Source organism: Stenotrophomonas maltophilia complex sp. Om-AH-Sm3 (genome assembly GCF_059337855.1).
This window is the reverse complement of the sequence record NZ_JBYBLQ010000006.1, coordinates 175,948-195,789: the sequence shown is the minus strand read 5'-3', so window position 1 is coordinate 195,789 and position 19,842 is coordinate 175,948. Positions and strand designations below refer to the sequence as shown.

Here is a 19,842-nt window from a genome sequence, read left to right as displayed (position 1 = left end):
ACAAGGATGGTTTCGACGTTGGTGAGGTATGCGGATGTGTTGTCGGCTGCGCCGATGGCCCCGCGACCTGGTTGGCAGCCTTTGGGCTGCAGGGGAGCCGGAGTGGGTGCGCTGCACACAGCGTGTCCCTCCGATTCCGGCGTGCGCGATGCAGCGCCGGACGACCAGGGGACCAATGCTCGGGACTGCTTTTTCGTACGTCAAAGTGAAGCCCGTATGAATCAGGCGTTTATCGCGAAAATGTCCATCGCCGCAGTGGCGGCGCTGATGGTGGCCGGTTGCGCCACCAAGTCCGCTCCGGATTTCGGAGGCCGCTGGAAGCCGGTCAACCGCTTTGCTGCGACGACGACCGAAATTCCGCTGTACTCCAGCTACGTCTACCAGGCCTCGCCGATGGATGGCACGCTCAAAGCCATGCTCGAGCGTTGGGCCAAGGATTCCGGGCGCACGCTGGACTACCGCCTCAGCTCGGATTTCACTCTGTATGGCGCGGTCTCGAACATCGACACCACCAACGCACAGCAGGCCGTGATCGATCTGACCGCAGCCTATGCGGCGCAGGGCATCTCCGTCTCCATCGTTGGCAACCAGATCGTTGTGCAGAGCGCTGGCTCGACGCCGACCGCGTCGGCGCAGGGCGCTGATTCCAACAGCGGCACCTGAGTCCACCTCGAAATCATCGAACGTGCCGCTCCCCGCGCCTGTCGCAGGGGTGCCACGCCCATTGATGTTTCAGCAGTACGGAAGAATCCATGTTCCGCAAGAAGGATCCCGGCAATAGTCCCAAGGTCGAGCAGTCGGTCGCCAAGGCGGTCAGCTACGAGATCACCGTGGCCGACATGGCGCGCCGCAGCGAGCGGCGCGCGTGGTGGGTCGCCACGGGCTCGTTGTTGATGTCGCTCGCACTGGCGGGTGGCTACTACTACATGCTGCCGCTGAAGGAGAAGGTGCCGTTCCTGGTGATGGCCGATGCCTACACCGGTACGGCGACCGTCGCGCGGTTGAGTGGCACCTTCCAGGGCGAAACGATCACCACCAACGAAGCGATCAATCGCAGCAACGTCGCCCAGTACGTGCTCGCGCGCGAATCGTACGACTCGGCGGTGATGGGGCTGCGTGACTGGGAACTGGTGTTCGTGATGTCGAGCAGCCCGGTTGCTCAGAGCATGCGTATGCGCTACGCGGGAAGTAACCCCCAGAACCCGTTTGTGATGTATGGCCGCGAAAAAGCCATTCGCGTAAAGATTCTCAGCATCACGCCGTTGGGAGCTGAGCCGAACGGCAGCTTCCGCGGTGCGTCGGTGCGCATCCAGCGCAGCCTGTTGGACAAGCGGACCGGAGCATCCAGCTACCTTGACAACCAACTGGTGACGATGCGCTTCGAGTACAACCAGAACCTGGCGCTGTCCGAACAGGATCGCATCCTCAATCCGCTGGCGTTCCAGGTCACCGAGTACCGCGTCGACAACGATTACTCGCGTGGCGTGCCGGTGCCGGATGACGGTGCCATGCAGGCGCAGGCGCAGCAGGCCGCACAGGCCGCGCAGCAGGCGCAGGGTGTCTACGATCCCAATAATCCTGCCGCGGCCACGATGATCGATCCGGCCACCGGCCAACCGGTCGCGGCTCCGGCCAACGGCCAGTTGCCGGGTCAGCCCGTACAGGGTCAACCCATGCCGGGTCAGCCGGTGCAGGGTCAGCCGGTGCAGGGGCAAGCAATGCCGGGGCAGGCCCTGCCCGGACAGCCGGCCATGAGGCCGGCGCAGAACAATTCCACCGGAACTGCTGATGGAGCAAGCAACCGATGAGTAGTCGAAATATCAGGGGAAGCGCGCTGGCGCTGCTGTCGATGTTGTCGTTGCTGTTCTCAGCAGCGGCGATGGCGCAGGCGGTTGACCACTACGAGTACGAGAAGGACCGCATCTATCCGGTTCGCACCGGCCTGGGCCTGACCACCCAGATCGAGTTGAGCCCGAACGAGAAGATCCTCGACTACAGCACCGGCTTCAGCAGCGGCTGGGAACTGACCCGCCGCGAGAACGTGTTCTACCTCAAGCCGAAGAACGTCGACGTCGACACCAACATGATGGTGCGCACCGAGACCCATTCCTACATCTTCGAACTGAAGGTGGTGGCCACCGACTGGCGCCAGCTGGAGCAGGCTCGTCGCGCGGGCGTGCAGTACAAGATCGCCTTCGTCTATCCGAACGACACCGTGTTCGGCGTCGCCCAGGAAGCGGTCGAGGAAGAGGCCAAGCCGTTGTTGAGCTCGGAACTGGCCAAGGACCGGCAGTACAACTTCAACTACTCCTATTCGACCAGCAAGGCGAAGAAGATGGGGTGGCTGATCCCTGTCAACGCCTACGACGATGGTCGTTTCACCTACCTGAAACTGCCGAATTCGCCGGAGTACAAGACCGGCATCTTCCCGGCGGTGTTCGGTCGTGAAACGGAATACGGTGAAGACTTCGTGGTCAACACCACGGTTGAAGGCAATACGCTGATCGTGCACGGGACCTACCCGTACCTGGTCATCCGCCACGGCGACTTCGTCGTCGGCCTGCGAAGGAACGTGAAGAAATGAGCCAGCAGAACACTCCCGGAAACGACCCGAACAACGGACGCGACGAGAGCCAGAGCCCGTACGGCGCACAGGGTGCCGCGGACGCGCCTTCGAATCCCTACTTCGGCACGACCCAGGCCGAGCCCGCGCCGGATCTGGATGCGGCCGCGCCGCAGTTGCGCTCGGCCGAAGAGCAGCGGCTGAACCGAAAGGCGCTGCTGTTCCTCGGTGGCATCGTGCTGTTGCTGATGGCAATGGGCTTCCTGCTGTTCCGCAAGGGGCAGGATGATGCGACCGAGCAGAACAAGCCGCGGGAAGAGGCGCGTGCGACGACACCACAGCTGCCGAGCGTAGGTACCGCAGCTGATCCGGCGCCGCCGGTGGCTGTTGCCGATCCGATTCCGATGCTGCCGCCTGCGCCCCAGCAGGAAGTGCCTATGCCCGGTTTTCCGTCGGCGAGCAAGCCAGACGAAGATCGCGGGCCGACGTTGATGGACCGGCGCATGGGCAGCGGTTCCGGGGTAGGGGGTGGTGACGCGGGCGCGTCGTCCGGCAGCCAGAACTCTGACTACAACCAGGCGATGATCGCTGCCATGCAGGCAGCAGCAAATCCTCAGCCCCAGCCGCAGAAGGTCCGCCGTGGCCCCGACGTGGAAAATGTCTCCAATGCCGCCTATATCCGTAGCCCTGACGCGCTGCTGGTTCGTGGCACGTACCTGAGATGCGTGCTGGAAACGCGGATCATCACCGACGTGGCCGGCTACACCTCGTGCCTGCTGACCGAGCCGGTGTACTCGATCAACGGCCGTAACCTGCTGCTGCCGAAGGGCTCCAAGATCTATGGCGCCTACGGCGGTGGTCCGATCGGCAAGCGCGTGGAAGTGATCTGGGATCGCATCACCACCCCGAACGGCATCGACGTGGCCATGTCCAGCCCTGGCACGGATGGCCTGGGCGGGGCAGGCCATCCTGGACAGTACAGTGCGCACTGGGGCAGCCGTATCGCCTCGGCGCTGATGATCAGCCTGATCGCAGACGCCTTCAAGTACGCCGCAGCCGAGCACGGTCCAGAGTCGACAACGGTCGCCAGCAACGGCTTTGCCGTGCGCTCTCCCTACGAGAGTGCAACCGCTCGCACCATGGAGCGACTTGCCAATGAGGCGCTCAGCGAGCGCCGCCCGCCGACCGTGACCATCAACCAGGGCACCGTGGTGAATGTCTACGTCGCCAAGGACGTTGATTTCACCAACGTGCTGAATCCCCGCCGGTAACCCAGCGAACGATCATGGACGCCGAAGTGTCACCCCTCGCCCTCGTCTCCAGCGATTTCCTGCGCTATCAGTACGAAGTGCTGGGCATCGCCGAGTACATGACCTCTCCGGAAGTGACGGAAATCTGCATCAACCGTCCCGGTGAGCTGTACCTGGAAACCCGGGCGGGGTGGCAGCGGGTGGAGGTGCCGAGCCTGACGTTCGAGCGGGCCCGGCAGTTCTGCACGGCGGTGGTGAACGAGAGCAACACCGGCCAGCGCATCACCGATGCCGATCCGGTCGTGTCGCTCACGTTCCCCACCGGCCAGCGTGCACAGTTCGTCATTCCGCCCGCGTGTGACGCTGGCAAGGTGTCGATCACCATCCGTCTGCCGTCCAAGCACACCAAGTCGCTCACGCAGTATCACGAAGACGGCTTCTTCAACCAGATCCTGGAGAGTGATGGCAGCATCAGCGAGCAGGATCGCGAGCTGCTGGAGCTGCGCCATTCGCGCGAGTACGCCGAGTTCTTCCGGCGTGCGGTGATGTACCGCAAGAACATCGTGGTATCCGGTGCGACCGGTAGCGGCAAGACCACCTTCATGAAGGCCTTGGTCAACCATATCCCGGACAATGAGCGCCTGGTCACCATCGAGGACGCGCGCGAGTTGTTCCTGACCCAGCCCAACGTCGTGCACCTGTTGTACTCCAAAGGCGGACAGAGCACCAGCAATGTGACGGCCAAGAGCTGCATGGAGGCCTGCCTGCGCATGAAGCCCGAACGCATCATCCTGGCCGAGCTGCGCGGTGACGAGGCGTTCTACTTCATTCGCAACTGCGCGTCCGGCCACCCGGGGTCGATCACCAGCTGCCACGCGGGCAGCCCGGAGCAGACCTGGGACCAGCTGGCATTGATGGTGAAGGCCTCGACCGAAGGCTCGGGCCTGGAATTCAACGTGATCAAGCGACTGTTGATGATGACCATCGATATCGTCGTGCATATCAAGGCGCATGCCGGCTCGCGCTACATCACCGGCATCGACTTCAATCCTGGGCGTGCCCAGGGGCAGGAGGGCTGAAGGATGCTGCCAGGACTGGAAATGATGGCGTGCCCGGAGATGGCCGTGTCGATGGATGTGATGCAGCACGTCATCAACGTCGAATCGTCGCGCAATCCCTACGCCATCGGCGTGGTCGGCGGTGCACTGGTGCGCCAGCCCAAGGCGTTGGATGAAGCGCTGGCGACGGTGCGCATGCTGGAAGAGAAGGGCTACAACTTCTCGATCGGGCTGGCCCAGGTCAATCGCTACAACCTGGGCAAATACGGGCTGGATTCCTACGAGAAGGCCTTCCAGCAGTGCCCGAACCTGCAGGCCGGTTCGCGCATTCTCGCCGAGTGCTACAAACGCTCCGGTGGTGACTGGGGCAAGTCGTTCAGCTGTTACTACTCGGGCAACTTCGAGACCGGCTTCCGTCACGGCTACGTGCAGAAGATCTACGACTCGATCCGCCGCGGCCAGCAGGTTGCCAGCAATGGTGTTGCGCCGATCGACGTGGTCAGTCGGGGTGAGCGCCGCGCGGTGAAGGTCGAGCATCACCCGCAGCTCGCTTCGCCGGCGCAGGCGCGCATCGTTGCTCAATCCAATGGCCCGGTGTACGTGCCGTCGGAAGATCCCGCACGCGCCTATGTCGTGTACCCGTCCACCGGTGCGATGGCGCGGGGCAGTCTGCTGAATCTCGCCGACCAGGCGCTGTCCAAAGTGGTGCTGGGTTCAGTGGACAGGATGATGCAGCCCATCCAAGGGGCCGCCTATCCCCAGCAACAGTCCGGTGGCATGCCTCAGCAGCTGCCTCAGCAGGGTGCTGCGCAGGCCATGGCCATGCCGCAGCAGTTGCCGGGTGCTGCCGGTGCCAGCAATGAGGGGCCGGTGATGCTGCGGCCCTGGAGCGAGCGCAACCAGCCTGTGGCGGGTGCCGACAATTCGTACAACGCGCCGGTGCAGGCCGCACCGGTGCAGCAGATTCCCGCAGGGGATGCGGCCTTCGTGTTCTGACGAAGTCGTGGTGCGGCCAGTCCCCCGGCTGGCCGATTCAGTTGTGTTAGTCCATCAACAAGGAAATCAATCCATGAAGCGATCCAATCTCGACCTCGTCCAGGCCCAGCGCACGCTGAAGACCCTGCTGATGGCCACCCTCTTTGTTGGTGCGCTGTTCGCTCCGGAGGTCTTCGCCAATCAGGGCGGCGTCAATTATGGTGGCACCGAGAAGAAGGTATGTGGCTTCTTCGACAGCATCAATGGTCTGCTGAACATGGCCTCGATCGCCGTGGTGACCATTGCCGTCATCTTCGCCGGCTACCAGATCGCCTTCGCGCACAAGCGCATTGGTGATGTGGCCCCGATTCTGATCGGTGGCGTGCTGATCGGTGCCGCTGGCCAGATCGCACGTATGCTGCTGGGTGACGACTATGGCACCTGCGAAGGCAAGACCGCCATGCTGATCCAGCAGGCTGTCCAGTATTACAGTGCATAAGAACGTCGTCTTCCGCGGCTGCACACGTCCGGCAATGTTCCTGGGCGTTCCCTACCTGCCATTCTTCATGGTGGCAGGTGGGTTGCTGCTGCTCAGCATGTATACGAACTTCTGGTTCCTGCTCACCATTCCGGTGGCGGTCTTCATCATGCGGCAGATGGCCAAGCGTGACGAAATGATCTTCCGCCTGTTGGGCCTGCGCCTGCTGTTCAAGCTGAAAGTCCGCAACGTGCAGGAACACGATGGCATGTGGGTGTTCAACCCCAACCATTACCGCGACAAACCGGCCCGAATGGACTGAGGTCCGGATCCGGCCCGCGGGCGCAAGCGTCCGTCGGGTCTGTTGAAACTTCTTGGCAGTACCTCTTTGGAAGCAGTCGTATGTTCAGCCCTGACACCTCCATCAGTGAGTTCATTCCCCTGTCGACGCATGTCGCCCCGAACGTGGTAAAGACCACGGGTGGCGACTACATGTTGACCTGGTACCTGGAAGGACTGCCGTTCGTTGGTCGCGAGGAATGGGAGCTGGAGCACCGGCACAATACGTTCAACCGCCTGCTGCAGACGCTGAGGGCGCCGGATTTCGTCAATGTCGCCTTCTGGGTGCACGACATTCGCCGTCGCCGTACGTTGAAAGGCAAGAGCCACTACAAGCAGCGCTTCAACCAGGACGTGTCCGACCAGTACATGGGCATGCTGTCCTCGCAGCGCATCATGCAGAACGAGCTGTACCTCACCATGATCTACCGCCCGGTCGTAGCCGGGAAGCGCTTCGTGGAAAAGTCGGCGAATGTCGAGCGCCTGCAGGCCGAGCAGGAGCAGGCCATCGAGAAGCTGATGGAACTTGCCGGCAACGTCGAGGCCGTGATCCGCGACTATGCGCCGTACCGCCTGGGCATGTACGAGGCCAAGAACGGCGTGGTGTTCTCGGAAACGCTGGAGCTGTTCGGTTACCTGATCAATCGCATTGACGAGCCGGTCCCGGTGCTGTCGGCACCAATCAAGGACTACCTGCCGGTCAGCCGGCACATGTTCTCGTCCAAGACCGGTGACTTCGTCATCAATACCCCCAATGGTGCCAACCACTTCGGCGCCATCCTGAACATCAAGGAGTATGCCGAGGGAACTTACCCGGGCATTCTCAACGGCCTGAAGTACCTGGACTACGAGTACGTCATCACCCATTCGTTCAGCCCGATGGGGCGTCAGGACGCGCTCAAGGTGCTCGACCGCACAAAGGGCATGATGATCTCCTCAGGCGACAAGGCAGTCAGCCAGATCGTCGAGCTGGACCAGGCGATGGACCAGCTGTCGTCGGGAAATTTCGTACTGGGCGAGTACCACTTCATCATGGCGGTCTACGGCGACAGCCAGGCCAAGCTGTCGCAGAACGTGGCCACGACGCGCGCCGAGTTGTCCAATGCGGGTTTCGTGTCGACCAAGGAAGACCTGGCGGTCACCTCGTCCTTCTATTCGCAGCTACCGGCCAACTGGCGCTATCGCACCCGCCTGGCCAATGTCAGCTCGCTGAACTTCCTGGGGCTGTCGCCGCTGCACAACTTCGCGACCGGCAAGCAGCACAACAACCCGTGGGGCGACTGCGTCACCACGCTGCAGACCACCAACGGCCAGCCGTACTACTTCAATTTCCACGCGACCCATCCGTCGGAGAACTCGCTGGGCGAGAAGGCGATCGCCAACACCATGGTGATCGGCAAGTCCGGTACCGGTAAGACCGCGCTGATCAACTTCCTGCTCAGCCAGGTGCAGAAGTACGAGCCGTCGCCGACCATCTTCTTCTTCGACAAGGATCGTGGTGCGGAGATCTTCGTCCGTGCCTGCGGTGGCAACTATCTGGCCCTGGAGAACGGCGCGCCGACCGGCTTCAACCCGTTCCAGTGCGAGAACAATGAAGCCAACGTGCAGTTCCTGGCCGACCTGATCAAGGTGCTGGCCGGCAAGCGTGAGTACAGCGCCCGCGAGGAAGAGGACATCTACCGCGCAGTGGAAAGCATGCTCGATACGCCGATGCACCTGCGCAGCATGACCAACTTCCAGAAGAGCCTGCCCAACATGGGCGACGATGGGCTCTACGCGCGCATGCGCCGCTGGACCTCGGGCAATTCGCTGGGCTGGGTGTTCGACAATCCGGTCGACACCGTTGATCTGAGCAAGGCCAACATCATCGGCTTCGACTACACCGACATCATTGACAACCCCGAAGTACGCGTGCCGGTCATCAATTACCTGCTACACCGCCTGGAGTCGCTGATCGATGGTCGTCCGCTGATCTACGTGATGGACGAATTCTGGAAGATCCTGGACGGCGAGGGTGGCCTGAAGGAATTCGCGAAGAACAAGCAGAAGACCATCCGTAAGCAGAACGGTCTGGGCATCTTCGCGACGCAGAGCCCGGAGGACGCGCTGAAGAGCGATATCTCTGCCGCGCTGATCGAGCAGACCGCCACGCTGATCCTTCTGCCGAACCCGAATGCCAGCAAGAGCGATTACATGGACGGCCTGAAGCTGACCGAGGCCGAGTTCAAGGTGGTTACCGCGCTCGACGAGCGCTCGCGCTGTTTCCTGGTCAAGCAGGGCCATGCATCGAGCGTCTGCCAGCTGAACCTGCGCGGCATGGACGACATTCTGTCGGTGATCTCGGCGTCGACCGACAACATCGACATCATGCATCGGGTGTTGCAGACCGCTGCGGTCCGCAACCGGATCACCGTGGATGAGCTTACGCCGGAACAATGGCTGGAAGATTTCTACAAACATCGAAAAGGGTCCGGGAAGCGGGCCGAGCAGGAGGAGACGGCATGAAGACGCTCGCTCAGACGAACAAGGAAACCGCCATGACAACTGAATTCCGCCGCACTCCGGTGCGACGCAGGCGCTTCGCGCCGATGATGGCCGCAGTGTTGACCTTGGGCATGACCATCAGTACAGGCACCAGTCCCGCGCAGGCGATGACGGTCTATGACCCGTTCAACTGGATCATGAATTTCATGCAGGAGATGAAGGCCGGTCAGGAATATCTTCAGACTGCGCAGCGTTGGAGTGAAACGGCTCAGCAGTACTCCAAGACCATCGACAACTGGATGTCCAAGCTCCAGAACTGGACCCAGATCATTGCTTCGCCGCTGATGCCGCCGACTCCCGCGTTGACGAAGATTCCCGAGAACTGGAACGTGGCCGAGAAGTGCGGTGGCGATTCCATGATCAGCATGAATGGTCTGATGGCAGTGCTGAACATGAGCCCGGGCGGTGACATCGGCGCGCAGCAGCGTGCGATCTGCTCTTACATCCAGGTGCTTGAGAACAAGAAGTACAACGAGACTGTCGAGGTCGTGCAGATGTCCATGCCGGCGATGGAGCAGATGCTTCAGCAGCTGCGTCGGATCCGCAACGCGTTCAAGAATGAAGGCGCACTGCAGGAGGATATTTCCAACAATACGGCAACCTCGGTTGAGCTTGAGAAGGCCTTCAAGAAGTGGGAGACCACCATCAAGGTCTACGACCAGCAGATCGCTGCCTTGCAGGGGCGGCAGAAGAATCTGGCCGAGCGTGCGTTGCGGGGCGAGCGCAACCCGATTGGAAGTGTCATCAAGGCCGGCGCGCTGAAGGCCGCGCTCTCCACCAAGTGAATCACGTGCGCAACGCACTCCAGCAGGGCCCCGACGCGGGGCGGGTGATGTGATGAGTCAGGGAATGATGCACGGTATGGTGTTCAATGATCTGTTGCACGGCACGTTGTTCGCCTCGGTGGGCGACTTCTTCTTCTTCCGGCTGATCCTGGAATATCTGCGCGAAGAGATCACCAATTTCGGCAACGGTATCCTGAGCCGGATGATGACCTGGGTCGGCACGATGGCCCTGGTGCTGATGACGCTGTGGGTGCTCATCCAGGGCTTCCGCATCGTGACTGGGCGAAGCCGTGACTCGATGGCTGCGTTGATGACGAACATGGCACGGGCGGCACTGATCGTTACGGTCGCTACGTCGATGGCCATGTTTGGGACCAAGCTGCAGAACTTCCTGACTGGCGATGTGCAGGACCAGATCACCTATATCGTGACCGGAAAGAAGTCGACCGCCGAGGAACTGATTGACAAGAACCTGGGCTATATGCAACTGGCGCTCACGTCGGTGAGTGTGCTGGATGTTGCCGGCGACGTAACGCTGGATAGCGCAAAGACCCGTGCGATGTGGTTCATTGGGCTGGGCACCGGCGGACCGGCCGTTACGGCGGGCGCCATGCTATTGCTGTACCAGATCGCCATGTCATTGTTCATTGGTTTTGGTCCGCTGTTCATCCTCTGCCTGCTGTTTGAGCAGACAAAGTCCCTGTTCCAACGATGGTTGTTCTATGGCATCGGCACCATGTTCTCGATGGCGGTGTTGGCTGCGATGACCGGCATTGCCATGGAAATGGTGGCGCGCGTGGCGGCTTCGTTCTGGGGTGCGTCTGCGCTGGGTGCACTGCTGGGGTCGAACCTGACCGAGGGCATGAGCAGCATGGCGCTGCAGCAGGGCGGCATGGGCCTGATCCTGACGACGCTGATCCTGACTGCGCCCCCAATGGCTGCGATGTTCTTCCAGGGCACCCTGGGTACCTTCATGGCATATTCGCAGATAGGTGGTAGCGCCGTGCCGACCTCGCCGGGTCCAAATGGGCAGCCGCCGGGTTCTAGTGGGTCGGGGGGCATGTATGCGCCTGCCAAGCCTTCTACTGAAAGTGGTTCTTCCACAGCGAATCAAGTCGCGATGCCGAAGATTCATAATCATGAGGCCGCTCATGCATCAACGGGGCTCCGCGGCAATGCACCGTCCGGTAACTCCTGATTTTGCTTTGGCTTGCTGTCTATTTGAGGGGTTTCATGCGCTCTATTTTCTTTAGCCTGCTGTCTTTGGGAATCATCGCAGCTTCAGCTTCCTCTGCACGTGCAGAAGGCGGAGCCTGTCCTCCCGGTTACTACCCCGTGGGGGGGCAAGGGGCAATGGGATGCGCACCAATTCCCGGCGCGGCGTCTGGCGGCGCCGCCCAGCAGTCTCCACCTCCTCCTCCGCAACCTACGGGTGAGTGGATCAAGACCTGGGGCGGAATTGCGGTATCCGCCAGCACTTCCGATGCCGGCGTTTCTACGGGGCACCGGTCAAAGAAGGAGGCGGAACGCAAAGCCGTCTCAGAATGTGCTGCCAGCGGAGCAAGCGATTGCAGGGTCAGCATGACCTATTTCAATCAGTGCGTTTCTTGGGTCATCCCGAGCGGAAGGACCGGAAATGGCCTGTCAGGAATTGGCACCGGTCCGACTCCGGGTGATGCCGAGCGGGCTGCTCAGGGAGTCTGCAAGAATGACAAGCCGGGAGCCTGTGCTCCCGTGTATGCAAATTGCACCGAGCCCTTGTTCAGGAAGTACTGAAATGGCCGTGCTCGGGATGATTGCAATGACGCGGATCGCTATCTGTTTGTTGCAATTTGCGCGCACGGCGGCTTGGCTCCGAGAAGCCTCGGGCGCGGCTGCGCTGCTGCAACTGAGAATGAGGCCGACCCTGATCGCTCTGTTTTGCACGGCGGCGTGCGCAGGGACGTTAGATCTTCCAAGGACATGGCTAGCTTGATGGCACCTCGGAGGGCAGCGGCGGGCACGTCTTCTGCGATCCGGGAATGTGGAGTTGCATCAGGTGATTGAGAAGCAGAGGCATGCCTATTTTTAGCCGGCTCACCGTTGCGTGTGTCGATTTGGCACTTGGCGCATTCCGGTTCTGTGCATGGACGCCAATCGCAAAGGCTGAAGGGAACTGCCCGCCGGGTTTCTACCCCGTGGGAGGGCGGGGTGTGCAAGGTTGTGCTCCGATTCCCGTTGCTGGAACTGGAGGGGGGCAGCTGGTCGGTATACAGGCAAGCCATCCCACAGGCCGGTGGCACAAAACGTGGGGCGCGATTGCGACAGGCGGACAAGGCGATACTGGTGTGTCCAAGCAGAAGCTCAGCATCGCTGGGGAGCCATCGCTGAGGATAAAAAACCAGCCACTGGTGGCTCGATGGCAACCGGTGTTTCCGTATCCCAGAAATCGAAGCGAGCTGCGGAAGCGGCGGCGATCGACGGATGTGTCCGACGAGGAGGGAGCAAGTGTGAGATTCGTTTGAGCTATCACGATCAATGCGCCGCAATCGCCGATCCGTCGCCCCGCTCGGGCGGAAAGGCTGCCGGAAATTCAATCGTTGCCAGCGCTGAAACACTTGACGAAGCTCAATCGCTCGCGTTGAAGGAATGCGCCTCTGTGAATGATGGAGGAGCGTGTGAAGTGGCCTACTCGGCCTGCAGCATGTCGGAGTTCAGGGCGTATCGCTGATCGCCAGTTCTGCGTGAGGGCTGTCAGCAGTTATTCATGCTGCACCGGAAGGTGGCGTTACTTGTGGCCGCATCTGCTATGGCTGTGATGTTGTTCCGAGGCGTCTGGGAGACTTCATGCATGTTCGCAGATGGCTGGAAATTGAGTTCGGGCGTGGCTGTATGATCATGACTGGTCGGTTGATGCAAGCGGTCATCGCAGCAATGTTCTCTCTAGCATTCTCATCCGCAAGTGCAGAAGGGAACTGCCCTCCCGGTATGTATCCGATTGGAGGGCAGGGAGTACAGGGCTGCGCGCCAATTCCAGGAGCCAGTTCTGGGGGCAGCGCTACGATTCCTACTCCTCCGCCCAGACCATTGGGTGAGTGGGTTAGGACCTGGGGCGCACTCGCTGGCTCATCCAGCGGTTCGGAGGGGGGCGCATCTGTAGGTGAACCCAGTGAGCGTGCTGCGAAGAGGGCCGCGATTTCGAATTGCGAGAAGAACGGTGGACGTTGCAGAATCGAGTTCACCTACCAGAATCAATGTGTGGCCGCTGTCACCTCGGAACTGGCATCCACCGGTACGCAGTACGCCAGTTCGGGGACGGTGGAGAGCGCCGGGGAGCAGGCCATGCGTGACTGTCAGGCAGCAGGCGGGGCGCATTGCAGGATTATTTACTCGGAATGTTCCGCGCCGGTCTTCCGCAAGTATTGAAAGTGTGTCCAGGCGGCGCTCGAATGCCTGGTGGCTTTAGGGGAGCGTATGTTGGTGCAGGCTGGTACGCCGCCGTCGCTACCTTCACCCAAGTTGCTCGGCAGTCAGAGGTACATGGCCGCTGCCTCCGTTCTTCAATGTCGTCCTGGATGACTGATGCGGTACTTTGTTGGAATGCTGGCAGTGCTGGCTTCGTTCTGGTCCTCGCCGGTAGCGGCTGAGGGCAACTGCCCGTCTGGTTTCTACCCAATTGGCGGGCAGGGTGTCAGCGGGTGCGCTCCGATCCCTGGTGCGAGCAGCGTCTCTTCCCAGCAACAGTTGCCATCGCCCCCGCCGCAGCCGACAGGGCGTTGGCATAAGACCTGGGGCGCCGTTGCCATGGGTGAAAAGGGGGATACGGGAGTTGCAAAGCAGAAGTACTCCCGCGAGGAGGCTGAGCAGGAAGCGCTAAGTCAATGTGCGACGTCGGGTGCGCGAAACTGCGTGGTCAAGATCTCGTATGAGAACCAATGTGTGGCGATTGCATCTCCCACTGCTTCCCAGACCGGCGCCCATATCGCCCGAGATGGCAGCATTGCCAAGGCCGGTGCTGTGGCGCTTTCGGGTTGCAAGAAGCAAGGAGGTTTCGGGTGTGAAGTTATGTACTTCGAGTGCAGCGATCCCATCTTTGAGAGATTCTAGAAGCACTCCTGTCGCTGCGAATTTTCTTTGGGGCATGCCAACCTGGTTGTGGCTGCGGCACGAGTTGCATTGACGCAATCGGATTTCGCGAGAGCTGCGGATACAGGCTTTGGAGCTGTGGACCTTGGGCAGCCATAGCCTCGCGCGGTACTGGAGTACTGGTATGAGACGCGTTGTACCGTTGTCCCAAATGGCTTCATTCTTTCTGGTGCTTCTTGCATGCGATGCTCGTGCCGAGGGGCGGTGCCTGCCGGGACAGTACCCGGTTGGAGGACAGGGTTTAGGGGTGTGCTCCGATACCCGGAGACAGCAGCCAAGCTGGCCAAGCGGCACAGAGCGGTCCGATCGCGACTGGGCGCTGGATCAGGACCTGGGGCGCGATAGCCGGGGCAGCAAGCACCGGTGATGTGGGTGCCTCGGTAGGCCAGGGAACAAAGAGTGAAGCGATATCGGAGGCGCTGGAACGCTGTGGGAAATATGGCGCGAAAGGCTGCAAGATCGATACGACCTGCAGAAATCAGTGTGTGGCATATGCTGATCCTTCCCCTGGCAGTAAGGGTACTGCTCGGAACCTGTTTTTGAGTCCTTCTAGCTGAGTCAATTCAGGGTACTTGCGGCTTCGCCGAATCGCCCGGGTCGCAGGGCAACAGTGAGACTGTCGTTTCGCTGAGCCTTGGCTGACGCTAGTAGTTAACCTTATGAGCGGCGGTGCGAGAAAGAACTGAGATCGAGCCCGCATTTTGTAGCTGTGCTTTGGCCCGTCTTAGCGGCACAGCTCCTTGATCGGGGTGCCAGCGGCCGCCTGCTTCAGGAAGCCAATAATCTGCTCGTCGGTGAAACGCTTCTTCATGTCCGTCCTCGGTATGGGGACGGACTCTACTTAAGTTAGGCTGGCCCTGGAAACCGGGGGCACGTCCCACCTATATCGTGACCGGAAAGAAGTCGACCGCCGAGGAACTGATTGACAAGAACCTGGGCTATATGCAACTGGCGCTCACGTCGGTGAGTGTGCTGGATGTTGCCGGCGACGTAACGCTGGATAGCGCAAAGACCCGTGCGATGTGGTTCATTGGGCTGGGCACCGGCGGACCGGCCGTTACGGCGGGCGCCATGCTATTGCTGTACCAGATCGCCATGTCATTGTTCATTGGTTTTGGTCCGCTGTTCATCCTCTGCCTGCTGTTTGAGCAGACAAAGTCCCTGTTCCAACGATGGTTGTTCTATGGCATCGGCACCATGTTCTCGATGGCGGTGTTGGCTGCGATGACCGGCATTGCCATGGAAATGGTGGCGCGCGTGGCGGCTTCGTTCTGGGGCGCGTCTGCGCTGGGTGCACTGCTGGGGTCGAACCTGACCGAGGGCATGAGCAGCATGGCGCTGCAGCAGGGCGGTATGGGCCTGATCCTGACGACGCTGATTCTGACTGCGCCCCCAATGGCTGCGATGTTCTTCCAGGGCACCCTGGGTACCTTCATGGCATATTCGCAGATAGGCGGTAGCCCGGTGGCGCAGGCACCGGGCCCGAATGGGCAGCCGCCGGGTAGCTATTACACGCCGGATAAACCTTCAACGAGCGGTGGCAGTCAATCGGGTGGATCGACTTCAGTTGGGAGCAATGTCGTAGTCACTGGCAGCAACTCCACAGCTGGGTCAGGCAATTCTGATACTGGCCGTAAAGGCTTAGCTTCGAACTAGAGGCCGGAGATGAAGTCAATTCGTGTCTATTCAGGTGCAGTAATCCTGCTGGGGCTGGGAATCATTGCCTGCCAATTGCCACAGACGGCCAACGCAGAAGGTAGGTGTCCTCCTGGTCAGTATCCAATTGGTGGTCAGGGAGTCGGCGGCTGTGCTCCCATCCCAGGTGGTACCACTGGAGCAGGCCAAGCGTCGCCTGTTGCGACAGGGCGTTGGATCAAGACTTGGGGGGCCATCGCTTTAGCGAAGGGGGGCGATGTCGGCGTGGCTCTCGGTAAGCGAAAGAAGAGGGATGCGGCTTCGGAGTCCCTTGCTAATTGCGCACAGCGGGGGGCTACGGATTGCAGGGTGGTATTGGAGTTCAATAATCAATGTGCAGCATTCGTATCCCCCAGTGATGCAAGATTTGGTGGCTCCACGTTTGCGCGTGCGGCATCTGTTGATGCTGCGAGTAAGATGGCTGTGGATGCGTGCTTAAAGCAGGGGAGCGATGGCTGTGAAGTGATTTATTCTGGATGCACCGAGCCTGAGTTTGAAAACTTCTGAGGTTGCGCTTATGAGTTTCTGGCTGAAAACGTAGAAATGCCTGATTAGCCGGAAAAGACAAGGCGCCGGATGAGCAGATCGACAAGAGCCTGGCGTGGATGCAGGTGGCGCTGTCGAGCATTGATGGCATCAAGATCCTGAATGATCCAGGGTTGCAGGCGGACAAGACGCGGGCGCTGTGGTTCATCGGCATGGGCACGGGCGGTCCGGCCGTCACCGCTGGTGCGATGTTGCTGCTCTACGAGGTCGCGCTGGCGCTGTTCATCGGCCTGGGTCCCTTGTTCATTCTGTGTCTGCTGTTCGACCAGACCAAGCAGCTGTTCCAGCGATGGCTGTTCTACGGCATCGGCACGATGTTCTCGATGGCGGTACTGGCAGCGATGGTATCGATCGCGCTGGACATGGTGATCCGTGTCTCGACCGCGTTCTGGTCCACCGCCTTGGTCAACAAGTTCCTACTCGAAGGCGCCTCCAGCGACGGCATGACCAGCCAGGCGATGCAGCAGGGCGGCATGGGCCTGATCCTCACGACCCTGATCCTGACCGCTCCCCCAATGGCAGCCATGTTCTTCCAGGGGACCTTGGGTGGCTTCATGGCATATTCGCAGATAGGTGGCAGCCCGGTGGCACAGGCGCCTGGTCCGAGCGGGCAGCCGCCGGGTAGCTACTACACGCCTCCGGCTCCAGAGAAGGGGCAGTCCGGCCAAGACAGTGGTGCGCATGATCGACATGCGACCGCACGTTCAACCCTTCCGTCGTCGGAATCCTCCAGGGTTGCCGAAACCGGTCTCAGAGCTGCACATCCCGGCAATCAATAGCCCCCATGCGTACGGAGTAGAAGTGTGAAATACATGTTTCCTCTCATTCTTGTCGGCTTGCTCCTATGTTTGTTTGTGGCGGGTGAGGCGAGAGCGGAAGGGCGTTGTCCGCCAGGGCAGTACCCCATTGGTGGTCAGGGCGTAGGTGGATGCGCACCTATTCCGGGCTCCGGTACCGGTGGCGTCCAGAGCGGCCCCATTGCTACTGGGCGTTGGATCAAGACTTGGGGGGCTATTGCGGGGGCGGCAAGCACGGGCGATATGGGGGCTTCCGTTGGAAGGCGTTCCAAGCGAGAGGCTGTCTCAGAAGCGCTTGCTCGGTGCGCGACACATGGAGCGAAAGACTGCAAGATCGATACAACGTACAAGAACCAGTGCGTCGCATATGCTGACCCTGAGCCGGGCAGTAAGGGAATAGTTTCTATTTCAGTCGCCGGCTCAAGAGAGGACGCGACCAGTCGGGTTCTCTCCTACTGTGCGAAGAACGGTGGAGGGCAGTGCAAGGTGTTGTACACGGATTGTGCTGAGCCAATATTTGAATCTTTCTGAACTATGCCAGCCGAATCACAGGCGAGATTCTTGAATCGGCCATTGCATGGGGATGCCTGCTGAAAAGCAGGCCATCTCATTTTTGGGCAGCTGGAACAGCCGATCTAGGTGGTAACGTTGGGTGTCGTCGCTAGTCACCTCTTAGTGCAGTTGTATTGGGTCGTCCTCGTCTGGGACATGGTAATTTGGGCGTCGGATTCGTTCTGAACAAAGGCGCTGGTGAACACGCCAAGTCCCGTTCGACGAGCAGCCTCTCCTCGAAGTAGGCTGCGTGCGCGTCAGAAATGCTGACGCATCTGGCCCTCAAACGCAGGCGCTTTTCCGTCGATGAGAACTTTGGCGACGAGCATTGCGGGTGACGCTGCGCGGCGCAGAAGGGGGGCGTGGGCTTGATCCTGACGGACACTATTCTGACTATCCCCAATGGCTGCGATGTTCTTCCAGGGCACGCTGGGTGGTTTCGCGCCATACTCCCAGATCGGTGGATCGGCAGCGGGCCAGCCGCCGGGTTCGTATACGCCGCCGGCTCCCAAATCGAATGATCATGGTGGTAGCGGTAGTTCCGGCGCTGACTACAGTCGAATGGGAAGCGTGAACAGTGGGGCCTCAGGTGTAAGTCAAGATACTGGGCAGCGAGGTGTCGCAGTCACGGCAAAGGATTCAAGATGAGAAACGGCTACAGATCAGGTATTCAATCGACCGCACCGATTTTCCGCGCCGTGATAGTCGTTTGTACTATGGCTGCTCTATCGGTTGTTGCCGGACCAGTGCTGGCAGAGGGTAGGTGCCCGCCCGGTCAGTACCCAATCGGAGATGACAGAGCGCCTGGCTGTGCGCCAATTCCAGCGGGAGGGGGGGGGGGGCGGAATCTGGCCCCAGGCCAACTGGTCGCTGGATCAAAACTTGGGGCGCGCTCTCCAGCTCCGCGTCAGGTGATGCGGGAGTTTCGATGGGAAAATTCAGCAAGTCTGATGCTCAGAAGGATGCTCTCGCACAGTGCGCCCAATGGGGGGCTAGTGATTGTCGGATCGATCTAGCATTCAAGAACACGTGTGTAGCTGCGGCTACCGCTGGTGGGGGGCGTGGTACGAAGATCCATACTGGTGCTGATGTGGGCGTGGCTCAGGCCCGCGCTCTCAAGGACTGTCAAGTTACGGGGGGGGGGGCGGCGTGCAAGGTTGTTTACAGCGGTTGCACGGAGCCGTATTTCAAGGCGTACTGATCCTTCCGTAGCCTCACTCTTGATGGATGCTGATGCCGCGATGTGTGCGGTGCTGCGTTGATCGTCACCGTTGCCACCAGCATAGCGATGTCCAGCATGGCGATGTTCGGCAGCAACCTGCAGAAATTCCTCAACGAGGACGTCAAAGGCCTGATCACCCACGTGGTGACCGGCAAGGACCAGCAGCCGGAAGACCAGATCGACAAGAGCCTGGCGTGGATGCAGGTGGCGCTGTCGAGCATTGATGGCATCAAGATCCTGAATGATCCAGGGTTGCAGGCGGACAAGACCCGGGCGCTGTGGTTCATCTGCCTGGGCACGGGCGGTCCGGCCGTCACCGCTGGTGCGATGTTGCTGCTCTACGAGGTCGCGCTGGCGCTGTTCATCGGCCTGGGTCCCTTGTTCATTCTGTGTCTGCTGTTCGACCAGACCAAGCAGCTGTTCCAACGATGGCTGTTCTACGGCATCGGCACGATATTCTCGATGGCGGTACTGGCAGCGATGGTATCGATCGCGCTGGACATGGTGATCCGTGTCTCGACCGCGTTCTGGTCCACCGCCCTGCTCAACAAGTTCCTGCTCGAAGGCGCCTCCAGCGACGGCATGACCAGCCAGGCGATGCAGCAGGGCGGCATGGGATTGATCCTGACGACCTTGATTCTGACTGCGCCCCCAATGGCGGCCATGTTCTTCCAGGGGACCTTGGGTGGTTTCGCGCCCAGATCGGTGGCTCTGCTGCTGGCCAGCCGGGTCCGCAGGGCCAGCCGCCGGGTTCGTATACGCCGCCGGCACCAAATGCGAGTGCGGCACAAAGTACGACAACACAGGCGGATACATCTTCGCGAGTGTCAGGACAAGGGGCAACTTCAAGCCCGTCTGAAATTGATCCAGGCCGATATGGTTTGGCAAGCAAGGTTAAATGAGGTGAAGGCCT

The 19,842-nt window shown here is 60.5% G+C and carries 20 protein-coding genes and 3 pseudogenes; 22 read left to right on the top strand and 1 reads right to left on the bottom strand.

The genetic code is table 11. The features are described 5' to 3' along the window. Positions 1 to 216: 216 nt before the first annotated feature. The 16 genes from AC10QF_RS09940 to AC10QF_RS09865 all read left to right on the top strand — a co-directional run bounded on the left by AC10QF_RS09940 (position 217) and on the right by AC10QF_RS09865 (position 14,674). Positions 217 to 663: a hypothetical protein gene (locus AC10QF_RS09940; protein ID WP_032954281.1), complete on the top strand. Its 447-nt coding sequence runs from the start codon at positions 217 to 219 to the stop codon at positions 661 to 663. 89 nt (positions 664 to 752) lie between these two features. After that, positions 753 to 1,808 carry a VirB8 family type IV secretion system protein gene (locus tag AC10QF_RS09935; RefSeq protein WP_005417242.1) on the top strand — a complete coding sequence of 352 codons (1,056 nt, stop codon included), beginning with the start codon at positions 753 to 755 and terminating at the stop codon, positions 1,806 to 1,808. Beyond that, positions 1,805 to 2,584, top strand: coding sequence for a TrbG/VirB9 family P-type conjugative transfer protein (locus AC10QF_RS09930; protein WP_032954280.1), 780 nt, complete (start codon positions 1,805 to 1,807; stop codon positions 2,582 to 2,584). The genes AC10QF_RS09935 and AC10QF_RS09930 overlap by 4 nt, the downstream gene beginning before the upstream one ends. Continuing rightward, positions 2,581 to 3,834 (top strand): TrbI/VirB10 family protein, encoded by a 1,254-nt coding sequence (locus AC10QF_RS09925; protein ID WP_005417235.1) that lies wholly within the window; start codon positions 2,581 to 2,583, stop codon positions 3,832 to 3,834. The genes AC10QF_RS09930 and AC10QF_RS09925 overlap by 4 nt, the downstream gene beginning before the upstream one ends. Before the next feature lie 14 nt (positions 3,835 to 3,848). Continuing rightward, complete coding sequence (gene virB11 / locus AC10QF_RS09920; RefSeq protein WP_005417233.1) at positions 3,849 to 4,892, top strand: P-type DNA transfer ATPase VirB11; 1,044 nt, start codon at positions 3,849 to 3,851, stop codon at positions 4,890 to 4,892. A gap of 3 nt (positions 4,893 to 4,895) precedes the next feature. Next, positions 4,896 to 5,867: a lytic transglycosylase domain-containing protein gene (locus AC10QF_RS09915; protein WP_494542106.1), complete on the top strand. Its 972-nt coding sequence runs from the start codon at positions 4,896 to 4,898 to the stop codon at positions 5,865 to 5,867. Between the two features lie 73 nt (positions 5,868 to 5,940). Further along, on the top strand, positions 5,941 to 6,345 hold the full coding sequence (locus tag AC10QF_RS09910) for a TrbC/VirB2 family protein (RefSeq protein WP_005417229.1): 405 nt from the start codon (positions 5,941 to 5,943) through the stop codon (positions 6,343 to 6,345). Then, positions 6,338 to 6,646, top strand: coding sequence for a VirB3 family type IV secretion system protein (locus AC10QF_RS09905; RefSeq protein WP_005417227.1), 309 nt, complete (start codon positions 6,338 to 6,340; stop codon positions 6,644 to 6,646). Before AC10QF_RS09910 ends, AC10QF_RS09905 begins: the two co-directional genes overlap by 8 nt. An 80-nt stretch (positions 6,647 to 6,726) precedes the next feature. Next, on the top strand, positions 6,727 to 9,168 hold the full coding sequence (locus tag AC10QF_RS09900; protein WP_005417225.1) for a VirB4 family type IV secretion/conjugal transfer ATPase: 2,442 nt from the start codon (positions 6,727 to 6,729) through the stop codon (positions 9,166 to 9,168). After that, entirely contained in the window at positions 9,165 to 9,992 is an 828-nt protein-coding gene (locus AC10QF_RS09895; RefSeq protein ID WP_061480703.1) for a hypothetical protein, read from the top strand. The genes AC10QF_RS09900 and AC10QF_RS09895 overlap by 4 nt, the downstream gene beginning before the upstream one ends. Before the next feature lie 76 nt (positions 9,993 to 10,068). Beyond that, positions 10,069 to 11,190 (top strand): TrbL/VirB6 family protein, encoded by a 1,122-nt coding sequence (locus AC10QF_RS09890; RefSeq protein WP_242014799.1) that lies wholly within the window; start codon positions 10,069 to 10,071, stop codon positions 11,188 to 11,190. 35 nt (positions 11,191 to 11,225) lie between these two features. Continuing rightward, on the top strand, positions 11,226 to 11,768 hold the full coding sequence (locus AC10QF_RS09885) for a DUF4189 domain-containing protein (RefSeq protein WP_080053037.1): 543 nt from the start codon (positions 11,226 to 11,228) through the stop codon (positions 11,766 to 11,768). Positions 11,769 to 12,267: 499 nt separating this feature from the next. Next, complete coding sequence (locus AC10QF_RS09880) at positions 12,268 to 12,702, top strand: DUF4189 domain-containing protein (protein ID WP_494542105.1); 435 nt, start codon at positions 12,268 to 12,270, stop codon at positions 12,700 to 12,702. A 116-nt stretch (positions 12,703 to 12,818) separates the two neighbouring features. After that, positions 12,819 to 13,397, top strand: a complete 579-nt coding sequence (locus AC10QF_RS09875; protein ID WP_111175860.1) for a DUF4189 domain-containing protein — start codon at positions 12,819 to 12,821, stop codon at positions 13,395 to 13,397. Positions 13,398 to 13,553: 156 nt separating this feature from the next. After that, positions 13,554 to 14,078: a DUF4189 domain-containing protein gene (locus tag AC10QF_RS09870; RefSeq protein WP_494542104.1), complete on the top strand. Its 525-nt coding sequence runs from the start codon at positions 13,554 to 13,556 to the stop codon at positions 14,076 to 14,078. 407 nt (positions 14,079 to 14,485) lie between these two features. After that, a complete protein-coding gene (locus AC10QF_RS09865) occupies positions 14,486 to 14,674 on the top strand; it encodes a DUF4189 domain-containing protein (RefSeq protein WP_233282216.1) in 189 nt (62 codons plus the stop codon). A gap of 170 nt (positions 14,675 to 14,844) precedes the next feature. Here the strand turns inward: AC10QF_RS09865 and AC10QF_RS09860 are convergent. Further along, positions 14,845 to 14,928: pseudogene (locus AC10QF_RS09860) on the bottom strand (transposase); the annotation flags it as partial. Between the two features lie 68 nt (positions 14,929 to 14,996). On the opposite strand from AC10QF_RS09860, the pseudogene AC10QF_RS09855 reads away from it, so the two are divergent. The 6 genes and pseudogenes from AC10QF_RS09855 to AC10QF_RS09830 form a co-directional block, all read left to right on the top strand. Next, positions 14,997 to 15,773: pseudogene (locus tag AC10QF_RS09855) on the top strand (type IV secretion system protein); the annotation flags it as partial. A gap of 9 nt (positions 15,774 to 15,782) precedes the next feature. Then, the gene (locus AC10QF_RS09850) at positions 15,783 to 16,319 is read left to right on the top strand and encodes a DUF4189 domain-containing protein (RefSeq protein ID WP_494542103.1); all 537 of its coding nucleotides are present in this window, start codon (positions 15,783 to 15,785) and stop codon (positions 16,317 to 16,319) included. 98 nt (positions 16,320 to 16,417) lie between these two features. Beyond that, entirely contained in the window at positions 16,418 to 17,137 is a 720-nt protein-coding gene (locus tag AC10QF_RS09845) for a type IV secretion system protein (protein ID WP_494542102.1), read from the top strand. Positions 17,138 to 17,170: 33 nt separating this feature from the next. After that, the gene (locus AC10QF_RS09840; protein WP_088375208.1) at positions 17,171 to 17,686 is read left to right on the top strand and encodes a DUF4189 domain-containing protein; all 516 of its coding nucleotides are present in this window, start codon (positions 17,171 to 17,173) and stop codon (positions 17,684 to 17,686) included. Between the two features lie 949 nt (positions 17,687 to 18,635). Further along, positions 18,636 to 18,908 (top strand): DUF4189 domain-containing protein, encoded by a 273-nt coding sequence (locus AC10QF_RS09835; RefSeq protein ID WP_494542101.1) that lies wholly within the window; start codon positions 18,636 to 18,638, stop codon positions 18,906 to 18,908. Positions 18,909 to 18,959: 51 nt separating this feature from the next. Continuing rightward, a pseudogene (locus AC10QF_RS09830) lies at positions 18,960 to 19,831 on the top strand (type IV secretion system protein); the annotation flags it as partial. Between the last annotated feature and the right edge of the window lie 11 nt (positions 19,832 to 19,842).

What these genes read in the sequence shown, in the direction of transcription:
- AC10QF_RS09940 (WP_032954281.1), top strand. Translation starts at nt 217, where the DNA reads ATGAATCAGGCGTTTATCGCGAAAATGTCCATCGCCGCAGTGGCGGCG.
- AC10QF_RS09935 (WP_005417242.1), top strand. Translation starts at nt 753, where the DNA reads ATGTTCCGCAAGAAGGATCCCGGCAATAGTCCCAAGGTCGAGCAGTCG.
- AC10QF_RS09930 (WP_032954280.1), top strand. Translation starts at nt 1,805, where the DNA reads ATGAGTAGTCGAAATATCAGGGGAAGCGCGCTGGCGCTGCTGTCGATG.
- AC10QF_RS09925 (WP_005417235.1), top strand. Translation starts at nt 2,581, where the DNA reads ATGAGCCAGCAGAACACTCCCGGAAACGACCCGAACAACGGACGCGAC.
- virB11 (WP_005417233.1), top strand. Translation starts at nt 3,849, where the DNA reads ATGGACGCCGAAGTGTCACCCCTCGCCCTCGTCTCCAGCGATTTCCTG.
- AC10QF_RS09915 (WP_494542106.1), top strand. Translation starts at nt 4,896, where the DNA reads ATGCTGCCAGGACTGGAAATGATGGCGTGCCCGGAGATGGCCGTGTCG.
- AC10QF_RS09910 (WP_005417229.1), top strand. Translation starts at nt 5,941, where the DNA reads ATGAAGCGATCCAATCTCGACCTCGTCCAGGCCCAGCGCACGCTGAAG.
- AC10QF_RS09900 (WP_005417225.1), top strand. Translation starts at nt 6,727, where the DNA reads ATGTTCAGCCCTGACACCTCCATCAGTGAGTTCATTCCCCTGTCGACG.
- AC10QF_RS09895 (WP_061480703.1), top strand. Translation starts at nt 9,165, where the DNA reads ATGAAGACGCTCGCTCAGACGAACAAGGAAACCGCCATGACAACTGAA.
- AC10QF_RS09890 (WP_242014799.1), top strand. Translation starts at nt 10,069, where the DNA reads ATGGTGTTCAATGATCTGTTGCACGGCACGTTGTTCGCCTCGGTGGGC.
- AC10QF_RS09885 (WP_080053037.1), top strand. Translation starts at nt 11,226, where the DNA reads ATGCGCTCTATTTTCTTTAGCCTGCTGTCTTTGGGAATCATCGCAGCT.
- AC10QF_RS09875 (WP_111175860.1), top strand. Translation starts at nt 12,819, where the DNA reads ATGCATGTTCGCAGATGGCTGGAAATTGAGTTCGGGCGTGGCTGTATG.
- AC10QF_RS09870 (WP_494542104.1), top strand. Translation starts at nt 13,554, where the DNA reads ATGCGGTACTTTGTTGGAATGCTGGCAGTGCTGGCTTCGTTCTGGTCC.
- AC10QF_RS09850 (WP_494542103.1), top strand. Translation starts at nt 15,783, where the DNA reads ATGAAGTCAATTCGTGTCTATTCAGGTGCAGTAATCCTGCTGGGGCTG.
- AC10QF_RS09845 (WP_494542102.1), top strand. Translation starts at nt 16,418, where the DNA reads ATGCAGGTGGCGCTGTCGAGCATTGATGGCATCAAGATCCTGAATGAT.
- AC10QF_RS09840 (WP_088375208.1), top strand. Translation starts at nt 17,171, where the DNA reads ATGTTTCCTCTCATTCTTGTCGGCTTGCTCCTATGTTTGTTTGTGGCG.
- AC10QF_RS09835 (WP_494542101.1), top strand. Translation starts at nt 18,636, where the DNA reads ATGGGAAAATTCAGCAAGTCTGATGCTCAGAAGGATGCTCTCGCACAG.